The organism is Alkalihalobacillus bogoriensis ATCC BAA-922, from assembly GCF_000621445.1.
Lineage (GTDB): Bacteria > Bacillota > Bacilli > Bacillales > Bacillaceae_F > Bacillus_AO > Bacillus_AO bogoriense.
On the sequence record NZ_KK211279.1, the window covers coordinates 199,083 to 220,445 of the forward strand.

17 protein-coding genes and 1 riboswitch are annotated in these 21,363 nt (G+C 36.1%); of the genes, 5 read left to right on the forward strand and 12 right to left on the reverse strand.

Translation table 11 applies throughout. The features are described from left to right. Positions 1–89 precede the first annotated feature (89 nt). The 3 genes from T323_RS0121875 to T323_RS27415 all read right to left on the reverse strand — a co-directional run bounded on the left by T323_RS0121875 (position 90) and on the right by T323_RS27415 (position 2,577). Positions 90–653 (reverse strand): SRPBCC domain-containing protein, encoded by a 564-nt coding sequence (locus T323_RS0121875; RefSeq protein ID WP_026675187.1) that lies wholly within the window; start codon positions 651–653, stop codon positions 90–92. Beyond that, a complete protein-coding gene (locus T323_RS0121880) occupies positions 640–966 on the reverse strand; it encodes an ArsR/SmtB family transcription factor (protein ID WP_026675188.1) in 327 nt (108 codons plus the stop codon). The genes T323_RS0121875 and T323_RS0121880 overlap by 14 nt, the downstream gene beginning before the upstream one ends. 114 nt (positions 967–1,080) lie before the next feature. Then, complete coding sequence (locus T323_RS27415) at positions 1,081–2,577, reverse strand: BCCT family transporter (RefSeq protein ID WP_035179610.1); 1,497 nt, start codon at positions 2,575–2,577, stop codon at positions 1,081–1,083. 130 nt (positions 2,578–2,707) lie between these two features. Between T323_RS27415 and T323_RS0121890 the strand changes: the two genes are divergently transcribed. Beyond that, complete coding sequence (locus T323_RS0121890; protein WP_026675189.1) at positions 2,708–3,430, forward strand: DUF3270 family protein; 723 nt, start codon at positions 2,708–2,710, stop codon at positions 3,428–3,430. A 32-nt stretch (positions 3,431–3,462) separates the two neighbouring features. On the opposite strand, the gene T323_RS0121895 is transcribed toward T323_RS0121890, so the two are convergent. The 3 genes from T323_RS0121895 to T323_RS0121905 form a co-directional block, all read right to left on the reverse strand. Next, a complete protein-coding gene (locus T323_RS0121895; protein ID WP_026675190.1) occupies positions 3,463–4,971 on the reverse strand; it encodes a sensor domain-containing diguanylate cyclase in 1,509 nt (502 codons plus the stop codon). A gap of 152 nt (positions 4,972–5,123) precedes the next feature. Beyond that, positions 5,124–5,203: riboswitch (cyclic di-GMP riboswitch) on the reverse strand. Positions 5,204–5,405: 202 nt separating this feature from the next. Beyond that, complete coding sequence (locus T323_RS0121900; protein ID WP_026675191.1) at positions 5,406–6,383, reverse strand: DUF4179 domain-containing protein; 978 nt, start codon at positions 6,381–6,383, stop codon at positions 5,406–5,408. Next, positions 6,364–6,903, reverse strand: a complete 540-nt coding sequence (locus T323_RS0121905; RefSeq protein ID WP_026675192.1) for a sigma-70 family RNA polymerase sigma factor — start codon at positions 6,901–6,903, stop codon at positions 6,364–6,366. The genes T323_RS0121900 and T323_RS0121905 overlap by 20 nt, the downstream gene beginning before the upstream one ends. Before the next feature lie 585 nt (positions 6,904–7,488). Between T323_RS0121905 and T323_RS0121910 the strand changes: the two genes are divergently transcribed. Continuing rightward, positions 7,489–9,225 (forward strand): ABC transporter ATP-binding protein, encoded by a 1,737-nt coding sequence (locus tag T323_RS0121910; protein ID WP_026675193.1) that lies wholly within the window; start codon positions 7,489–7,491, stop codon positions 9,223–9,225. 103 nt (positions 9,226–9,328) lie between these two features. Here T323_RS0121910 and yjfF read toward each other — a convergent pair whose 3' ends face one another. From yjfF to T323_RS0121930, 4 genes are all read right to left on the reverse strand, one after another. Further along, positions 9,329–10,315: a galactofuranose ABC transporter, permease protein YjfF gene (yjfF, locus tag T323_RS0121915; protein ID WP_026675194.1), complete on the reverse strand. Its 987-nt coding sequence runs from the start codon at positions 10,313–10,315 to the stop codon at positions 9,329–9,331. Beyond that, positions 10,312–11,340: an ABC transporter permease gene (locus tag T323_RS0121920; RefSeq protein ID WP_026675195.1), complete on the reverse strand. Its 1,029-nt coding sequence runs from the start codon at positions 11,338–11,340 to the stop codon at positions 10,312–10,314. The genes yjfF and T323_RS0121920 overlap by 4 nt, the downstream gene beginning before the upstream one ends. Next, on the reverse strand, positions 11,337–12,857 hold the full coding sequence (locus tag T323_RS0121925) for a sugar ABC transporter ATP-binding protein (RefSeq protein ID WP_026675196.1): 1,521 nt from the start codon (positions 12,855–12,857) through the stop codon (positions 11,337–11,339). Before T323_RS0121925 ends, T323_RS0121920 begins: the two co-directional genes overlap by 4 nt. 92 nt (positions 12,858–12,949) lie before the next feature. Then, complete coding sequence (locus T323_RS0121930) at positions 12,950–13,996, reverse strand: ABC transporter substrate-binding protein (protein WP_026675197.1); 1,047 nt, start codon at positions 13,994–13,996, stop codon at positions 12,950–12,952. A gap of 387 nt (positions 13,997–14,383) precedes the next feature. Here T323_RS0121930 and T323_RS0121935 point away from each other — a divergent pair, with 387 nt between their 5' ends. Genes T323_RS0121935 through T323_RS27420 form a run of 3 tightly spaced genes read left to right on the forward strand, consistent with a single transcriptional unit; the run spans position 14,384 to position 18,660 of the window. Beyond that, positions 14,384–16,126 carry a sensor histidine kinase gene (locus T323_RS0121935; protein ID WP_051556668.1) on the forward strand — a complete coding sequence of 581 codons (1,743 nt, stop codon included), beginning with the start codon at positions 14,384–14,386 and terminating at the stop codon, positions 16,124–16,126. 4 nt (positions 16,127–16,130) lie between these two features. After that, entirely contained in the window at positions 16,131–17,654 is a 1,524-nt protein-coding gene (locus T323_RS0121940) for a response regulator transcription factor (RefSeq protein ID WP_026675199.1), read from the forward strand. Between the two features lie 19 nt (positions 17,655–17,673). Beyond that, positions 17,674–18,660, forward strand: coding sequence for a substrate-binding domain-containing protein (locus T323_RS27420; RefSeq protein WP_051556669.1), 987 nt, complete (start codon positions 17,674–17,676; stop codon positions 18,658–18,660). 336 nt (positions 18,661–18,996) lie between these two features. On the opposite strand, the gene T323_RS0121950 is transcribed toward T323_RS27420, so the two are convergent. Both T323_RS0121950 and T323_RS0121955 read right to left on the reverse strand, forming a co-directional pair. Next, positions 18,997–20,097, reverse strand: a complete 1,101-nt coding sequence (locus T323_RS0121950) for an ABC transporter permease (RefSeq protein ID WP_026675200.1) — start codon at positions 20,095–20,097, stop codon at positions 18,997–18,999. Further along, complete coding sequence (locus tag T323_RS0121955) at positions 20,094–21,359, reverse strand: ABC transporter permease (protein ID WP_026675201.1); 1,266 nt, start codon at positions 21,357–21,359, stop codon at positions 20,094–20,096. Before T323_RS0121955 ends, T323_RS0121950 begins: the two co-directional genes overlap by 4 nt. Positions 21,360–21,363 lie beyond the last annotated feature (4 nt).

Sequence of the window (21,363 nt, forward strand, 5' to 3'; positions counted from 1 at the left end):
TTTTCCTCGTTCCTAATTATTGTTAGAGTAACTGTATGATTAACATTTTTCTCGTTTAATTTTTTTTCAAATGACTCATAGCCTTCAATCTATTCTCCGTCTAGTGCTATAATGATATCCTCAGGTTTTAGCCCGGCTTCTTTTGCTGCTGAGTTTTCCTTCACTTGTACTACTCTTGTTCCTTTTTTATTCTCGCTAGTGGTATGTAATATTCCAATGGATGTTTTCCACATCATTGCACGAATATCGATATTTTCTTCATAAACACTTTTTAAGTTTTGTAAAAATTGACTTGTCCCAAACATCATGTTTTCCTTTGTACTATTATCCATTTCTCCAATATAGGAAGCCTGATATTCAATACTCACCAAAATACCCTCCTCAACCTTTTCCAAAGACGTAATCGTTGTAAAATCTCCATCTAGACTTTGAAGAACAAACCGTTCCATTGGCACAATTTCAGTAAAAACACCTTCAGATGTCGCTCCCCAGCCATGATTCAAATATCCTCTTCCGCCAACACGAAAGTCAATTTCTGCATGTTTTGTATACCAACGATTCAAATGTTCCGCTTTGGTCATTGCATCCCATACTTTTTGTAATGATGCATGAATAACAAGTTGTCTTTTAATGGAGTCCTTACTTTTTTTCATCTCGAACCTCTCCTTTTTCTACATAGTTTTTTAGACTAACAAGTTGAGCATCCAGTAATTCTCCAATAAACTGAAGCATTTCTTCGTAGGCATTATGGAGATTATTGACATGCAATGAATAAATACGGTACTTCCCATCTAATCGTTCTGAAATCAAGCTTTCCTCTAGTAAAATTGTCAAATGCTTCTTAATGGCTGGCTGAGAAATTTCAAACGCTTCGACAATTTCTTTTTGTGTTTTACTTCCTTCTTTCAGCATCATAACAATTCTTCTTCGTGTTGAATCCCCTAATGCACGATAAATATCTGGCATCTTCTTATCCTCACTTTATATATAACCAATTGGTTATATATAATATATCCTTCAGATAACTGGGTGTCAACTATATATTGGAAGTTATGAAAAAGAAGTCTGCCTTTACATCCCTTACCCCCTTTCCTTTCTAAGCTCCTTCAATAACCCAAAACACATAAGCACGATAATAATCGAAAACGGTAACGCTGTAATTAATGATGCCGTCTGCAATCCTGTTAAACCACTTGCAATTAGCAATATCGCAGCAATCCCCGTCATTAATACGCCCCAAACTATTTGAATACCGGTTCCAGGTTGTATTGGGTTTTTGGATGTCATCATTCCTAATACAAATGTCGCTGATGCGGCTGAGGTAATAAGAAAAAAGAAGATTAAAACAATCGCAATAATAGCGAGTACAAATCCAAACGGAAACTGTTCTAATGTCACAAACAGTCCATTTGTCACATCATTCTGAACTGCTTCAACGATCGCCACTTCTTTTTCTTTTTCAAAAAATAACGCTCCCCCACCGAAAATAGCCATCCACGCAACCGCCACAAGTGGAGGGACAAACAAAACACCAACAACAAATTCTCGAATTGTTCTTCCTTTAGACACGCGCGCGATAAAAGTTCCTACAAATGGAGACCAAGCCATCGCCCACGCCCAGTAGAAGATTGTCCATTCACTAAGCCAATCGCCATCTTCATAAGGACTGACATTAAAGCTCATATCGATAAAGTTTTGCACATAACCCCCAACTCCATAAATAAACGTGTTAACCATATGCAAAGTCGGCCCAACTACTAAGGTAAATGCCAAGAGTAGAAACGCCACTGATAAATTGACAACACTTAACAACCGAATTCCTTTATTTAAACCTGTTAATGTTGAAACCAAATAGGCAATCATTAAGCATATGATAATCATCATTTGTGTTCCTGTACTGTCGGGAAGACCAAAGGTATAATTGAGCCCTCCGTTCACTTGCATGACACCTAATCCTAACGTTGTGGCAATTCCTGTTGTTGTCGCTACAACAGCTAAAATATCAATCGTCTCACGCCAACCATTTATTCTATGCTTTTTCTTACTTAATAAAGGCTCAATACTCGCACTTATTAACCCTTCCTTCTCCTTTCGAAATTGGAAATAAGCAATAACGAGTCCAATCACACCGAAAACAGCCCATTGATGTATTCCCCAATGGAACATAGAATATTGAATGGCTATATTGGCGGCCTCTTCTGTTTCACCATCATATCCTGGTGGAGGGGATGAATAATGCATAATTGGTTCTGAAACTCCCCAGAACACTAGGGCCACCCCAAACCCTGCTGAAAATAGCATCCCAATCCAATTGTAATAACTATATTCCGGTTTATCGTCATCTTTTCCAAGCTTTATTTTCCCAAAGCGACTCAAAGCTAAAAATAAACAAAAACCAATAAAGAAAATGGTTACTACTAAATAAAACCCACCAAAGTAAGTAGTAGACCAGTCAAATGCCGTTTCTGCGTACGTAGAAAGTGTATCTGGCACTGAAACACCAAAGACAATAAAGACAAATATAATGAGAGCAGACACCCAAAATACTACGTTGAATTTTTCAGTACTTTTCTTCATCTCTCTCCCCCTATCGTCACCTTTTCTCTCCTATATCCTACTCATTGAAAAATAAAACGTCCTACTAGTTTTGAATTTCGTATGGAGGGGATAGATAGATAGATAGATAGACGTAAAGGAGAGAATCATTTTGTCTTTTGATCTTTTAGCAATGGGTCTATTTTTTATTGCCATTCACCTATTAGCAAATGAGCTCATTCCTGCTGACCGAATAAAACGATTACGATGGCTATCATTATCAGGTGGCTTTGCTGTATCGTATGTTTTTGTATATGTCTTGCCTTCACTTCATCGTGAACAGCAGGAACTTCATGAATATCGACATACCTTTGCGATGGAATCAGAACTCTATTTTATCGGTCTATTAGGATTATTATTATTTTATGGGGTTGAAAAAAAAGTCTCTGATGCCAACGAGAAAGGAATTGCCGATCGCCAAGCTTATTTTTGGTTGCAAACGATTTTTTTCACATTGTATAACATGTTAATAGCTTATACTGTCGTAGCTTCTTTTGTGGAGGGCATTCAAGCGTTGTTTTATAGTGTGGCCATTGGATTACACTTTATTGCAGTTGCTCATGATTTATGGAGAAAAAGTCCGGAACGCTATAATAAAGTCGGGCGATATGTTCTCGCTTCAGGAATTTGTATCGGTTGGCTAATTGCGATGTTGACTCAGTTTTCCGCTGTGACACAATCGATTATTTTTGCGTTTATTTCTGGAGCCATGCTATTAAATGTATTAAAAAATGAGCTACCAAAAGAACGTGATGCCCATTTTCCAACGTTTGCTGTTGCCATCGTTTCTTATACTTCCATTACATTAGGGTTAAAGTATTTTTTTCAATGGTAGATGTAAAAAAGGAACCCAACCATGTGGATTCCTTACTTTTCCTTGTTTGATTTTTGTTTATCATTGTACATGCGCTTATCTGCAACACTGTACAATTGGTCCATTGTTGTGCCATCATAAGGATACTCAGCAACCCCAATACTAGCCGAAAGATTAATTTGTTGCTCTATTGAAAGTGATAATGGAATGGTTAATTGTTCACGAATTTTTCTAATTAACTGATCTGTCTCATTCGGACAAAGCAAAAGAACAAACTCATCTCCCCCTAATCTAGCAGCATGATTGTGACCTGTTGCGATTTCTTTTAGAATTGTTGCAATATGTTGAATTGCTTTATCACCTGCTTGGTGTCCATAACTATCGTTAATTAGCTTTAATTTATTCAAATCAATAAGGACTAGATTAAATTTCAGATTATCGTTCAATAGTTTGAGAATATGGTTCTCAAACGCTGCCCGATTTGGTAACCCTGTTAATAAATCATGGTAAGCCAGATATTGGACCTTTTGTTCTTTTACTTTTGCTTCAGTAATATCCTTGACAATAACGAACTGAAGTGGCTTTCCCTCTACCATTATAAAATCCGAATCAATTAATACGGTTAACTGCTCTCCAACTGGATTGGTAAAGTTGATTTCAAAATCAACGAGTTTAATTTGATTATCAAATCCGTTTTCATGCTCTCTCATAAACTTTTCCTTATCCACGCCACCGAGAAACGATAAGATTGGCGAATGCAGAAGTTCTTCTTTTTCAACACCAAAATATTTCGAGACCAGTGGGCTCGCCTCAAGAATGACCGCTTCTTTATCCATAATAATAATTCCGAGTGGTGAACGTTCAAACAAAATATTATAACGGGTTTCATATGACGATAAATAATCGTATTTTGACATACTCAGAAAAATCGCAAATGCCCAAAATAAAGACCCATGTGGAACAATATAACTTAAGAAATTAAAACTTGTATTTTGCAAAAGGATGCTCGCTATAAGGAACACAAATGACCAAACAAAAAACAACACAATCCCCACAAACCATAATTTTGCTGATTTATTTCCCTTTTTCATTTCTTTTACAGTTAGAACGATATTGATAACAAGATAAGAAAAGTCAAGTCCCCACATGATAAGTAATCCTGGGCCAGGGGTGAACGTTAAATATGTCTCATTCCAATAAATCATCCAAGAATGAATAGGAAGGGTTAGTAAACTCAAAATACCTGGTAGAAATAATAGCTTAAACCATTTTCCATTTTTCTTATCATACATATTTGTGTTTAATAACCACAGATGTAAAGACAATAATGCTGCGATCATTACCGCACCATTAATCCAATAAATCAAAATAAAATCAAAAAATCTCGGATAAACAAGTACATAGGTAAAAGTGCCCATAAACCACAGTGAGGAAAACAGAAACAATAAACTACACGTTATATGCTTTCTACTTTTTGGGTTATTACTATAAACCATGCCAGCCAAAAAGATAAAAATAACAGCTGGAACTAGATATAAAATTGTATATAATATAAGCTTCAACTAGCTCACCTACTTGGTAAAATAAATTAAATATAGACCATTTACAATAAAAATCGACATTGCTTCGAAAACAGGAATGTCGGGAATTACGAATTAGTATTGAAGTTAAAAACAAAAAAAACTGCTTCACAGCAGTTTTTTACTCAATAATATCATGCAACCCGGCTATCATACTGTGTTTAGACCCGTGGCTTTGCGTCCTATGCTTTCACATAGTTTGCCTTTTTAATTACCTTTATTATAGTACATTTTTACTATGTAGTAAATAACATTTTTGAAGTTAAATGTGTCAATTTTCCTATATGTCAATGCAAAGTGCGAGCCTTCGCTCTTCTAGAATAAGCTTTCAAAGCTTCAAATCTATACCAATTTTTTTTACATTCTTATATGAAAATAAGGCTGACGATTATATCATCAGCCTGTCTCCATTTCTATTAATCTGAAATATTTACTTTTAATGGTTCTAACGAGACAATTTCTCCATCACGATAATCTGTAGGATATATTAGTAAATACTTTGTTTCACTTTTTATGCCAGTTGTAAAAACAGCCTTCTCGTTCCCTATACTGTGGAGCGAATCACTAACTATCTCATTCCCTTTATCATCAAAAATTTCAAACTTAAGTATATCCTCTGAAATATTCGTCTCATAGTATAATGCCATGTTTGATTTTCCAAGCGTCATTGACTGTAACGTCAAAGTATGAGAATCATTTTTCGTTGTAAGTTCTTTACCAAGTAGAATTGTCAGAGGTGGATTTTGAGCAACGGGCACATTAAATGTCCAGTTTCCTTCAACTCCGCCGATAGAATTAAACGTAATGGGAAGAGTAAAGTCTTTTGGAAGTTCCTTTTCTGGAAATTCTAACTCGATTGCTCCTATATAATCGCTACCAATCTGTTGAAGTCCATGATGCTCTCCACCCCATCCTACTCTCACCGGTCCTTCCTCATATAAGTAAAAATCATATTCAGAAGTAAAATTATCCTCACCTAGCTCACTATTACTAAATAGATCTTCCCCACTCGCTCGAAACGTTATGCCAATATAAATTCCATCAAAAAATACACTTGTTAGTGTGAGATCTACACCATTGTCAGTTACTGTGTGATTGATCTCCGTCACTAAGTGTTCTTTTTCTACTACTTGTCCAATACTTTTGTTAAAGCTTTCATAAAACTCACCAATTATCGGGACATTAGCTAAAACATTTGTAACCGGTGAAAAAACGAAGCCTAACGCTAGAATCATAGTTGCTGCTGCTGATAAAATAGAAAGCGAAAATTTTGTACGGTTCCGCTTATTTTTTTGTTTCTTTCCTCTATCAATGGCTCTATCTATTACCGCATATACTTCATCTATTGGTACATCAATACCGTTTGTCTTATCCTCAAACCATTTTTTGTTCATAATGATAATCTCCTTCTAATATCTTTTTCAACTCCATTTTTGCTCTACGGAGGTACGTCTTTATTGTGCCTTCTGGCTTGTCCATCATTTCGGCTATCGTATGGATCGATAAATCATGAAAATAAAATAATATAATAGCAGTTTGATATTTTTCATTTAAAAGAGACAGCGCATCTACTAAATCTAGCTGCTCACTTCGGTCAGGAAGTCGTTGTTCAAGTAAAACAGCTACCGTTTCACTATCAAGAAGTTTCCACTTTTTCTTATCTTCAAGGGATCGGAAGGCTGTTCGAATCAATATTTTTATAAGCCACGTACTGAAATACTCAGGATTCCTCAACCGTGTAATCGATTGATACGCCTTATATACCGTTTCTTGAACAACATCTAGTGCATCTTCTTTATTACGCACATATAAAAACGCGGTTCTATACAATTTACTACTCTCTTGCTTGATAAGTAATTCAAAGGCGGATTCATCCCCCTTTATCGCATTTAAAACTAAATTGTATTTTTCCATTTCCAAAACTCCTTTCGCCTATTAGAGCAATAATAGTAGGAAAAAGTTTCACAGGAAGACGACCTAGATATTTCGCTACTGTTTTTTAAAACTAAAATGAAATGAGATTAATAAATTTTATACTTTAAATTAAAATATTAGCAAGCAATAATTTAAGGTTCTTACTATTAATAAATGAACGAGATATTGACCGTCTTTGAACAATATTTTGGCACTTGTTAGGCTAATGAAGGACACTTTCGCTCTTTTTTAACCGAGTTTTGTCCTTCATTACACTCATGAAGGACACTTTCACTCTTTTTCAACCGAGTTTTGTCCTTCATCACACTTATGAAGGACACTTTTGCTCTTTTTCAACCGAGTTTTGTCCTTCATTACACTCATGAAGGACACTTTTGCTCTTTTTCAACCGAGTTTTGTCCTTCATTAGCCATATGCCTATCAACTATTGAAAAAACTGTTGACGTTGACCTTAGGGAAGGCAGTATCATTTTACATAGTCACTACATCATCTCTAGATTTACTTGAAACTTTTAGACGGCTATAGCGTAGTTCTTTAACGAAATTAAAATGAGGAGATGTCAAATGGAAAAACAACAAACTCATTCCTTGAAAGCTTTTTTCTCACTTATTCTTTCTACAAACATACCTAAGGTAGCTTTGTCGGTCGGTTTAATTGGAAGTCTCTTTACTACACTCGTTGGGCTTACAATTCCTTTGTTAACAAGAGAGATGGTTGATGGGTTTTCGATGGAATCATTAAATGCCATGCTCATTGTCGTAATTGTGCTCGTTTTTATTCTTCAAGCAGTGACGGATGGGATCTCGATGTATGCTCTTGCTTACGTTGGGCAAAAAATTGTGGCAAGACTGCGGGAGAAAATGTGGTTCAAATTGTTACGGTTGCCGGTGAATTACTATGATAAAAATACGAGTGGTGAAACAGTAAGTCGGGTCGTGAATGATACTGGGATAGTGAAAGACTTAATTTCTCAGCATTTCCCGCAGTTTATCGGTGGGATTATTACGATTATTGGCGCTGTCATTATTCTGTTTATTATGGATTGGAAGATGACATTGTTAATGTTTATTGCGGTTCCGATTACTGTTCTTTTTATGGTTCCACTCGGTATGAAAATGACAAAAATCTCACGAGGACTCCAAGATGAAACGGCTACTTTTACAGGGAATGTCCAGCAAACCTTAAGTGAAATTCGCTTAATGAAAGCATCGAATGCGGAACAAACAGAGGAAAAAAGAGGGCTAGTTGCCATTGAAAAACTGTTTTCATATGGACTAAAAGAAGGCCGTATTTTTGCTCTGATTGCACCCCTTATGTATCTTGTCGTGATGGTCGTTATCGTCATCATCATCGGTTATGGTGGAATCCGTGTTGCTGAAGGCACAATGTCAACAGGATCACTTGTTGCCTTTCTGCTTTATTTGTTCCAAATTATTTTTCCGATTACGTCGTTTACAATGTTTTTCACTCAACTCCAAAAAGCGAAAGGAGCCACTGAGCGCATCATTGATATTCTCAACCTCAATGTTGAAGCGAGTCAAGAAGGAAAAGACATCGATATTTCCAATCAACCCGTTCATGTCAGAAATGTATCTTTTTCGTATAGCGATGACGAGCCTGTCATTCACAATGTATCTTTTGATGTGGAACCAGGAACAATGGTCGCCTTTGCTGGTCCGAGTGGTGGCGGGAAGTCGACGATGTTCGGTTTACTAGAGCGATTCTATGAACCAACTTCTGGAGAAATTTTTATTGGGGACACTCCGATAACTGAACTATCGATGCATTGTTGGCGAACTCAAATTGGCTATGTGTCACAAGATAGTCCAATGATGGCAGGAACCATTCGCGAAAACCTATGCTATGGCTTGGAAAACCGCAATGACATTACAGATAATCGCTTATGGGAAGTCGCAAAAATGGCGTATGCGGACCAATTTATAAAAGAATTCCCTAAAGGACTCGATACAGAAGTGGGAGAGCGTGGCGTTAAGCTATCTGGCGGCCAAAGGCAACGAATCGCTATCGCAAGAGCTTTTTTACGAGACCCAAAAATCTTAATGATGGATGAAGCTACCGCTAGCTTAGATAGTCAGTCAGAAGGAATCGTCCAGCAAGCATTAGTGCGGCTAATGGAAGGGAGAACAACTTTTGTCATTGCCCATCGACTCTCCACAATTGTAAATGCGGATAACATCATATTCATTGAAAAAGGCGAAATCACAGGAATGGGGACACATCAAGAACTGATTGAAAATCATGAGCTGTATCGGGAGTTTGCGGAGCAGCAGTTGACGTAGCCCCGCTAGAAAAAGATGGAAGAAAAGGGCAGCTTATACATGTTAGCTGCCCTTTTCTTTCAAAAATTTAACATTCCACTACCACGTCCTAGGAATAACAATTTTAATGCGTGGATATTGTATCTTTTTTTGCTTCCGTCCGCAAGACAATCACCCTTTGAAGTACAATAAACAATAGTAACAATAAACCAATAGCAATTCTAGTCCACCAAGCACTAAGGGACCCTTCGAATACGATAAGGGATTGAATTGTCCCTAGAATTAATACACCAATGACACTACCAGCAACATACCCTACCCCACCCGTTAGTAAAGTACCTCCAATCACAACTGCTGCAATGGCATTCAATTCAAATCCGTTTGCATGTAATCCATATCCAGATAACATGTAGAAAGTGAACACAATTCCGGCAAGTGACGCACAAAAACCACTTAATGTGTATACAAGTATTTTAGTCTTAGCAACTGGTAGTCCCATCAGTAATGCTGACTGCTCATTGCCTCCAATAGCATAGACATTACGACCAAATTTTGTGTAGTGCGCGATAAAAACAGCAGCAACTACAACAAGTAAAGCAATAATTACACTTATAGAGATAAAATAATCGCCAATATATATTCTCGTACGTGCCATAAAACTAAAAAAATCATCATTTATCGTAATCGTTTGAACACTAATAACAAAGCTTAATCCTCTCGCTAAAAACATCCCTGCTAAGGTGACGATGAAAGGTTGCAGATTAAAATAATGAATACAACACCCCATTAAAAATCCTAAAATAGGACCAACCATCAGTGCTATTGGGATGACTAACCATGGCGGTAGCCCTTCCATTAGTAAACTTGCTACAATCATACTTGTTAAAGCAATAACGGACCCCACAGATAAATCGATACCACCGGATAAAATAACAAAGGTCATACCGACCGCAACTATAATTAAAAATGCATTATCAATGAACAAATTCATAAATACTTGTGGTGAAGAAAAATTATCATATCGTAATAAGCCAAAAGTATACATAAGTACAAATAGTCCAACAGTAATGAAAACTGGAATCATCCTAGTATTTATTTCAAGACGGTTCATGATAGTGTCACTCCCTTGTCTTGATTCACTTTTTTTCTAGAAAACAAGCTATAAAAACGCTTGCGGAACTCAGATGATTGCAAGAGACAAACAAGTAACACGACTACAGCTTTTACTACTAGGATAGTTTCAGCAGGTACACCAATGGAATAAATGGTTGTCGTTAAACTTTGTATAATTAAGGCTCCAACCACTGTTCCCATTAAATAAAACCTTCCCCCCATTAATGAAGTTCCACCGATTACTACCGCTAAAATGGCATCTAACTCAAACCAAAGTCCAGCATTATTACCATCAGCACTCATTACATTTGAACTTAAAATAAGACCAGCTACTCCTGCACAAAACCCGCAAAATAAATAAACAAATAATATGATATTTTTCGAATTAATACCTGAGAGTCTACTAGCTTCGGGATTCCCTCCGACCGATTCAATAAATAAACCTAATGACGTTCTTCTCGTCAAATACAAGGAAATAGCTAGAACAAATATAACAATATAGATTGAAAACGGAAGCATAAACAAATATCCGCCTCCTATGAAAGAATACGGGCTATAATAAACCGTCGTAATTTGTCCATTCGTAATAAGCTGAGCAATTCCACGTCCAGCAACCATAAGAATTAATGTTGCAACAATTGGCTGAATACCTAAACGTGAAATAAGAACTCCATTCCATATCCCCACTATACTCGCTACTGCAAGTGCTAAAGCCATAGCTAAGAACAAAGGAAAGATAGAATCAGACGCCCCTAGACTTCCTCCAACAATCGTTGCAGCAATCGCTCCGGTTATGGCAATTACTGAACCCACCCCAAGATCAATTCCTTTCGTCGCAATAACTAATGTCATCCCAATTGAAACAAGGATAAGTGGGGCACCACGATTTAATATATTTATTATATTGCCAGTCAAATAGCCATTTCTTACTTCAATCACAAAAAAGCTAGGATTAAAAATGAGATTAATAAGCAGGATAAAGGCTAGAATAACAAGCGGCCAAAAAAGTTTAGACTTTATCATAAGCCACCTCCAGCAATTTCACTCATAATGTATTGTTGGTTAATTTCCCCATTATTCACTACCTCTGAAATTTTTTTTCGGTCTCTTAAAATGGCAATTTTTTTGCTACATCTCACCACTTCTTCTAACTCTGCTGAAATGAACAAAAAAGATTTCCCCTCGGCACTTAATGTCATCATTAATTTTTCAATTTCAGCTTTTGCACCGACATCAATTCCTCGAGTTGGCTCATCAAGGATGAGCAAATCCGGATTTGTAATCAACCACCTTGCTAATAATACTTTTTGCTGGTTCCCGCCACTTAAGTTTTTAATAAGTTGATCAGGGTTAGGAGGGTTTATATTTAGTAATTTAATATACTCATTAGCAATTTCAATTTGTTTATTCCTCGCAATATAGTTAAACCAACCTTTTACCCCTTGTATAGCTAAAATCATATTTTCTCGAACTGATAACTCGGGTATGATTCCTTCTGATTTCCTATTTTCAGAACAAAAAGCAATTCCATGGTCAATTGCATGTTTCGGAGAATGTAAATGCGCTACTTTCCCATGAATCTTCACTTGTCCGAAATCAATTTTATCCGCTCCAAATAACAATCTCACAAGCTCTGTCCTACCTGAACCTAATAATCCAGCTATTCCAACAATTTCACCGGTATGAATTGTTAAATTAAACGGATGTATTCGTCCAACCTTTGACACATCTATCGCTTCCAAAAGAATGTCTTTTTTGCTATTTTCTTGTTCCATTTGCTTTTTTTCAAGCTTTAAATCTAGCTCTACCTTTTCTTTTCCTATCATTTTTGTAATTAAATCAAACCTGGACAAATGCTCGGGGAGATATTCCCCAATGTACTGTCCGTTCCGAAGAATTGTTATTCGATCAGAAATTTCATAGATTTGATCAAGGAAATGACTAATAAACACAATCGCCATCCCCTCTTCTCTAAGCTTACGGATAACATCAAATAGTTGATTGACTTCATTCATATCTAAACTCGAAGTTGGTTCATCGAGGATGAGAATCTTAGCTGAAATATTAAGAGCACGTGCAATTGATATCATTTGTTGGATCGCAACTGAATAGGATGAAAGATCCTTTGTCACATCCACATTTAAATTTAACCGCTTGAGTAACTCTTCTGCTCTTACCTTCATCTGCTTCCAATCAATTTTTCCTTTGTTAATGATTTCTCTTCCGATGAATATATTTTCTACAACCGATAATTTTGCACATAAATTAACTTCTTGATAAACCGTACTAATTCCGAACTCTTGACTCTGTAAAGGGCTTGTCACATCAATTGGTAGTCCTTCAAGATGAATATCTCCACTATCTATCTGGTAAACGCCTGTTAAGACTTTAATCAATGTTGATTTTCCTGCACCGTTTTCTCCCATTAACGCGTGAACTTCACCTGGGAACAAACGAAAGGAAACGTCTGACAAAGCTTTTACTCCTGGAAACACCTTCGTAATTTTTTTCATTTCGAGTATCGGTGATTTTGTTTCCATTGCTTTTTCCCTCCATTGATATCTCTATTAAAAGAAACCACTCTTTAAAAGGGAATGTATTCTAGAATAAGAGTGGTTCCTACTAATAAAAGTTAGTAAGTTCTAGACTCAATGAGATCCGCGGCTTGGTCCATCGTATACATCGATTCTTCTACTGCAATACGTTTTGGAAGTTCGTTACCAGCAAAGTGATCTTCTATTAAACCGACGAGCTGTGGTCCAAACTGCGGGTTACACTCAATCGTTACATTCATTTTTCCTGCAACCATAGCTTCAAAAGCGCCTTTTACTGCATCGACTCCGATGACTATAATATCTTCTGCTGGGTTTAGACCATATTCCTCTATCGCTTGAATTGCACCAATTGCCATATCATCATTGTGTGCGTATAATACATCAATATTGTCCCCATCCGATCTCAAGAAAGCTTCCATCACTTCCTTACCTTCTGTTCGGGTGAAATCACCTGTTTGTGATTGAGTAATCTTAAATTTCGGGTGGTTTGCTATTACTTCTTCAAAACCTTTCTTTCGATCAATAGCTGGAGCAGATCCGACAGTTCCTTGAAGCTCAACAATATTTACTTCACCGTCATAATCAGCCATCTCTTCAACCAACCAGTTTGCCGCTTTTCGCCCCTCTTCTACAAAGTCTGATCCTAGGAAAGTTACCCAAAGAGAGTCATCTTCTATATCTACTGCTCTGTCTGCTAGGAAAACAGGAATATCTGCATCTTTTGCTTCCTGTAATACTGTTTCAAACCCTGTTTCTACTACCGGAGAAAACACAATCGCATCCACACCTTGTGAGATAAAAGAACGAATCGCCATAATTTGATTTTGCTGTTGCTGTTGCGCATCAGAGAATTGCAATTCATGACCTGCCTCCTTAATTGCGTCTTGAATTGACTGCGTGTTGGCAGTTCTCCACTCACTTTCAGCTCCAACTTGGGAAAATCCAATTACAAGCTTGTCTTTTGTCTTTTCATCATTACCATTACTATCTTCTTCATTTGATCTGTCTTGAGTTGGACTTTCTCCTTCTGGGGCGCTATTTGCCTCATCTCCACTTCCGCATGCCGACAAAAAAAGTAAAAGTGCCATTGCTACAAAAAATAATGTCCATACCCCTTTTTTCATCACTCACTACCTCCTTTTCATTTGCTATCCAATAGCTCGATTTCCTATTTGGCTAGCGTACCCTTATTGTAAAGCGCTTACAATTCGAAGTTAATAAACAAGATTTCGAAAATTGTATAAGTTATTTCACTTCGAGATTTCATTTTGAATTTAAAGTTGTGTTTATTTTTTTAAAAGTTATATTAATTTTCGATGGTGCAAGTTTGTCATTTTATTTTCTTTTAAATCATGTATGATAAAGCTACATAAATAAAAAAATCCTTTTCGAAATGCTCTGAAACTTAGTTCACTGTAAATTCCCATATTATCGTAAAGTATTCCAATTTTCAGAGAATTCACTTACAATATTAATTAAGCGCTTACATTTAACTAAATGGACTGGTATTAATGATGATGAAAATAAAAAAGTTCCTATTTTCAAGTTTACGGACGAAGCTCTTAGTCATGTTTATCCTATTAACTGTCGTACCTCTTATTCTAGTTGGAGTTGTTTCCTACTCTAAAGCTGTAGCAATTATTACAGAAAACGCACATGCAAACGCACAACTGAAAAGTACACAATTAAGTCAAGATATTGATGGCATTATTCAAGATACAATGAGATTTGCTGAGATTGGTAAGCATGAAAGTACCGTTCGTTTTCTAATGGATATAGATAATGATGAAACGTATAACGATGCTAAAACGATTCTCAATTTATTTCCTTTCTATCGTGAAATCATTCCTTCAAGCAAATATGTAATTGATATTAATATCATGAGCAACAAACAAAAAGGTATTAGTGAAAAAGAAGGCGTCTTTTATAGAGAGGAACCACTTTCTACTTATAATAATCAACATGGCATTCCACATAACATAACTAACTCCTTGATAACGTTAAAAAAAGAGGAAGGAAACGGAGTTATTTCTATTACACACCCTATTATTTGGGACATCACTTACGAGGTAATTGGGCACATCACCATTTTTCTCCATCCTTCTATCATTGATCGCACCTTAAACGACACCGCAAAAACAACAGATTCATTTCTCATTTATTCAGAGCATCATAAAGAAATATTGTTTACTAAAAACGTAACTAATGAGCTGGATATAGAAGAAATCATTGCTGTAACCAAGGCAAAAAAAAATGATAGATTATATAACTCCCTATTTATTGTAAGTGATACTTCAGCTGTAACAGGTTGGATGGTTATCGGTATAGTACCTGAATCATTGTTAATGAAAGAGGCTAATGATATTAGAAATCTTATTATCGGTACCGTAGCTTGTAGTATTATTTTTACAATTTCTCTTTACTACTATATTTCTTCTATGTTAATAAGACCTATCCGTAATCTTATGGATAAAATGAAAATCGCATCAAAAGGAAATCTCGATGTAAAAATTAATAAAATAAGTCATGATGAAATAGCAGAATTGGGAGACTCCTTTAATATCATGATCCACAAAATAAAATCACTACTAGAAAAAAGTATTCGGGAAGAAAAGCAATTGAAATTTGCAGAGTTACGAACTCTTCAAGCTCAAATCAATCCACACTTTTTATATAACACTTTAGATACAATTATTTGGATGGCTGAAGCAAAAAAAGGAAAGGACGTTATCGAAATAACAAAAGCATTATCGCACTTTTTTCGCCTCACTTTAAGCCAAGGCAGAGATGTCATTACAATTGCACAGGAAATTGAACATATCAAAAATTATCTCGTCATTCAGCAAACAAGGTATCGCGATATCTTAGAGCTAAATATCGAAGTAAGTGAAGAACTAAATGAATATTCCATTCTTAAAATCACTTTGCAACCCCTTGTAGAAAATGCTATTTATCACGGTATAAAAAATAAACGTGGCAAAGGCCTCTTGCAAATTAAAGGTGGATTTACGATAGAAGGTTATATTCAATTTAAAATTATCGATAATGGCATTGGCATGAATGAAGAAACTTTATCGAAAGTGAAATACCATTTATACAATGGGTTTCCAATTGAAAGTCAAAGTGGTGGATTTGGGATGTATAACGTACAAGAACGAATTAACCTATACTATGGCGAGCCATTTGGGCTAACGATCGAAAGCAGCTACCAAAATGGCACAACAGTTTGTTTAACACTACCAGCATTGAGGTGATAACATGAAGAAGATTTTTTTGGTTGATGATGAAATAGTCGTCCGTGAAGGTATCCGAAACTGTATTGATTGGATTAAGGAAGGGTTCGACTATTGCGGAGATGCTCCAGATGGAGAAATTGCTTTACCACTCATTGAAAAGCAACAACCAGATATCGTAATAACAGACATTAAAATGCCATTTATGGACGGGTTAGAGATGTGCCGAGTTTTACGAAAAAAAATGCCCCAAATAAAAATCGTTATTCTCAGTGGTCATGATGAATTTGAATATGCTCGTGAAGCAATGCGAATTGATATAAATGAATATTGCCTTAAACCTATAAGTGCAGACGAATTACTTCAAATATTAACAAGGGTCTCATTACAAATAGAATATGAAAGAAGAGAAAGACAAAAACTGATTGAGCTAGAAAGCCAAGCGAACCAATCGATAACAATGAAAAGAGAAAAGTTTTTATTAGAATTATGCGAAGGATGTCACACGACCTCATATGCCATTAATGAAGCTACCAAACTAGGAATTCCTCTTATTGCAAATTATTATTTTGTCCTTATTATCGATAGTGAAAATATACAAACGGTGCACTCCTTGGATAAAGTAACCTATGTTCGATTTAATCGAAAAATGAGTGAAACCGTTCTTATTTTCCAAGGTGAAACGATAAAACAATTAGAAGCAATCATCACAGAAATCAAAATACAAATGGAAATGAAAACAAAACAAAACAATCAACATTATGGTGTCGGTACGATTAAAGATAGAATACTAGAGATATCTCATTCATTTTCAGAGGCATATGAACAAAAATACTATCAGTCAAAACAACATCATATTCTTTTTAATGAAACATTACCCACATTTGAGCTCCAACTTAACTTTAATAAAAAAGACTTACAACATTTTTTGAAATTTGGCCATGTAAATGAGATTAATAGCTTTTGTAAAAATTACGTAATGGCACTTAAAGAAAAAATTAATGAGAAACCATTTTGGTACTATTATTGCCTAATTGACTTTACAAACGTCACTATTGAATTTCTAAAGGAGTTTTGTCCACAAAGCACATGCGTTCTAGATAAAGTTAAAAAAATTGAAATGAAAGCTAATAAAGACATTGACTACATTATTCAATATATGATTGGTATTCTAGAGATTGTTATAAATCATCGTGATAAATCTAAAAGTAAAAACTTCCCTATTATTCAAAAAGCAAAAGATTTTATACAAGAACATTTTCAAAATCCAGACTTATCGTTACAAATGATTTCTAATAATGTCAATGTAAGTCCATCATACTTTAGCCACTTATTTAGTCAAGAAACTGGTCAAACTTTAAAGGAGTATGTAACAACCACACGAATTGAGAAAGCAAAAGACCTCCTTCTCATGACAAATGAAAAAACGTACGAAATTGCACTAAAAGTCGGTTATAATGATTCTCATTATTTTTGCAATATGTTTAAAAAGATAACAGGAATGACAACAAAAACATTTAAAAATCAAAGACAAAAATCAATCTATTAGAAGTAGGGGGAACATTGTAATGGAAAGATTATTATGCATAACAACTTTCATATGCTTATTCCTTTCTGTTTCCTGTAGCTTTCAAACTGAAAATGTGATTGAGTCGAACCTCGAAGCGTTGAATGAAGAGAGCACTTCCCTTCCCTCTCAAAATATTACTTTTGCTATCATTTATCCCGTGGCCCATCCTTTTTTTGAAGGAGTTACAATTAGTGCTACAGAAACGGCTGAACTACTAGGTGTTGACCTTATCATCCGTGCGCCAGCGACAGCGACTGTTGAAGAACAAATTCAAATCATCGATAATCTTATTCATCAAGAAGTGAATGGGATCGCCATCGGACCAACAGATTCCGCCGCGCTAACACCTTTTATTGATAAGGCAATCGATTCAGGTATTCAAGTTATTTGCTTTGATACAGATGCACCGGAAAGTAAACGGTTATCCTACATCGGTACCGATAATTATTCTGCTGGAGAGCATTTGGGAGAAGTTGTCGCGAGATTAATGGATTATGAGGGGACTATTATTAGCAGTACTGGGTTATCATCAATGCAAAACCTCAATTCAAGAATTGAAGGAGTTAATAAATCGCTACAAAAATATCCTAACATAGAGATAGTAGATATTCGTTATAGTGACGGAATACCGTCCAACACTATAGCGAATATTGAAGAAATGATTGCTGAATACCCTGACTTCACAGCATTAGTGGGTATTGACTCATTATCAGGACCTGCAGCGGTTACTGTTTTTAAAGCGCAAGGGCTCAATGATAAAATTGCTGTTACTTTCGATGATTTACCAATGACTTTAAAAGGAATAACTACCAAACAAATAACTAGCACAATTTCACAAAGCCAATATGCATGGGGGGAACTAATAATACAAAGTCTCTTTGATGCCCATCATGGAAATAATATCCCAATGTATGAATTAACGGAAACATTAGAAGTAAATGATACGAACATCCAACAATATATAAGTAGCTCCACTGGGGAATGATGAAAAAGGTAACTACTCAAAAAGCACATAGTGAAAATCAGCGTCATGAATGTTATCGCTTCCCGTTCGGACATATATTCCGCTATGTAAAGAAAAAACACCACTTTTCAATTTTTATCGGACATACGTTCCGCTACTTGACAGAATCAGCCTTCTGTAACCTTCTTTTCTTAAAAGTAACGGAACAGATGTCCGATAGCTTTTGAAAAGCGTTACTTTTTTATGAAATAGCGGATCGTATGTCCTCTGACTCGGATGTTTTTCTGCATCACCACCTGCCCTATCCACTGACAACAAAAAGCCTCGGAACATACTGATTCCAAGGCTTTTGAACCCTTAACTTCCTCTCCGCTCAATTAAATTAATCCCAACGCCCATCGCAATTACGCCAATTAACAGCATAATCAAAAGCTGCATCATAACATCTTGTAAACTCGCTTGATAGAAAACAACAGACATAAGGGCTTCCATTGCATGAGCCATCGGAAATAAATCTGCGATAAACACTAACACCGGATTTGTAATTGTACCTGGCATCATATACGCTCCACTGATGAGCGGGATAACGGGAATGAACGACGGGTAAATCGAATAAAATTGCTCTGGAGTCCGCACAATCCCGGTAATTAACATCGCTAAACTAATCATGCTGAAAATGAAGCATGCTACGATAAGGATAACTAACGGAAAATTATCGCCAACCTCATAATTTAATACATATTTAAATATGAGCAATACGACAACAAGCTGCGCTAACGTTATAAAAAAACTGTAACTTATATACCCACTATACATTTTTGTTTTACTTAGTGGTGATAAAATCATACGGTTCCATACACCAGACACTTTGTCATTTGTGACATTGTTTACTTTAAACCCTAAAATAAACATAGAGATTAACAACGAGAACGCAAACATCAATTGAACACTAATATTATACTTAGGGATTTCTTCTGTATGCAGTCCCTGTACTTCTACCTGGAACGGGCCTTCTGTAAAATAAGCTTCAATCTCGGAGCGAACTTGTTCGTCTCCTTCTGCTTCTACAATCGCACGAATTTGTGCTTCTTGATGAAAGACTTTATGAACATAATGCTGAACATAAGCAACACTTGATAATTCACTTGTTGTGACTAATTGATAATCATGTTCGAATAGCTTTACGGCAATATCTGCTTTTCCATCTTTTACATCTTCCCGAGCTTGTTTTGCATCTACTACAACAAAATGAAACGAATCATCCACATTTAATAACTCTTCCCATTTCGCTTCAATTTCAGCTGCATTCGGTTCCTCGCTAAAAATGGCAATCGTAGTTGGGATGTAAGCACCACCTGCAAATAAAAGCGTCGCTAAAATACTACCGGCAATAAACAATAAGAGGACAAAAGGATTGCGTTTATCTTTTGAAAACTGTGCCCATATAACTGATTTCATTTCGCTTCCCCCCTATTTGGATAATATGCGACACTCCAAACTATACAAAGGAAGAAGAACGCTAATAAAACGATACTTTGGAATAGCAACGAAGTAACATCTTCAAACTGAACCCATTGTGTAAACATGACTAGTATTTGACCGTTTGGTGTCCATTCTCCAATTTGTTTGAGCCAATCAGGTAATATATAAATCGGCACAAAGTTTCCACCTAACACCCCTAATATTAAAATGACGAACATGACGATTCCATTCAATATATCCGTGTTCTCGACCTTTAACGCAATAATGGTATATACTGCGGTCATACCAGAAACAACGATCGAAAATAAAGTTACAATCGCAACTGTTCCAAACCAAAAGCTTGCTGACCGCTCAGGGAAAACCCCTAACAGAAAATGTGACACTAAAAAAACAAACATGATTTGCAGCCATACTAAAAGAAAGGACGAGACAATTTTTCCAGTGAGAAATAAAACAGGACGACTATCCGTTAACAAAATCCTATGAAACACTTTTTGTCTAATTTCTTCACCTGTTTTCGTTGCTACTGTTCCAGATAAAAATAAAGCAAACAACACTGCCATCGTAATCGTGAAATACTGTGCAATCGTAAAGTTGTTGCCCCCTTCTGTTTGCTCGATTCCACCAACTGGTACCCTCATGTCTAAATTCTCATTGATGCCTATTTGTTGAATGGCTACTCCAACATTCATCTGATCCATAAACCCTTCAATCATTTGATAAAGTACACTTGTTTGAAGATTTTCTTTTTCAAGCTTATAAATTAATGATATGGTTGAGGATTCCCTTGTAAAAGCAGCATACAAGTTATCCGCTGTATAGCCTTCGGGAATGAGAAGCATCCCATCCATTTCTCCTTCTTCTACTTTTCTAACCGCTTCATCTTCAGAAAGCATATGGACCGTTGCCCACTTTCCTACTTCGTCACTTTGGAGGTAATCTAGCAACATCGAAACAGGACGAAATTCCTTTTCTTGTGCGATAATGGCTGCTTTTTGCTCTTCTCCTATTGCATCATTGTCTACTATTTTTTCCTTAACTTGATTCCATCCGCTCTCTTCATCATCAAGATGAACCACAGCTAATTGTAAATCCATCTCCTCTTCTTCTCCACTAAATAAACCAGAAAATGCAAAATTTAAAACGACAACCAAAATAATCGGAAGGAGAAGGACAACCAACATTTCTTTTCGGTCACGCCAACATAGCAACAAATCTTTTTTTATAAAACTTCTCATCGTC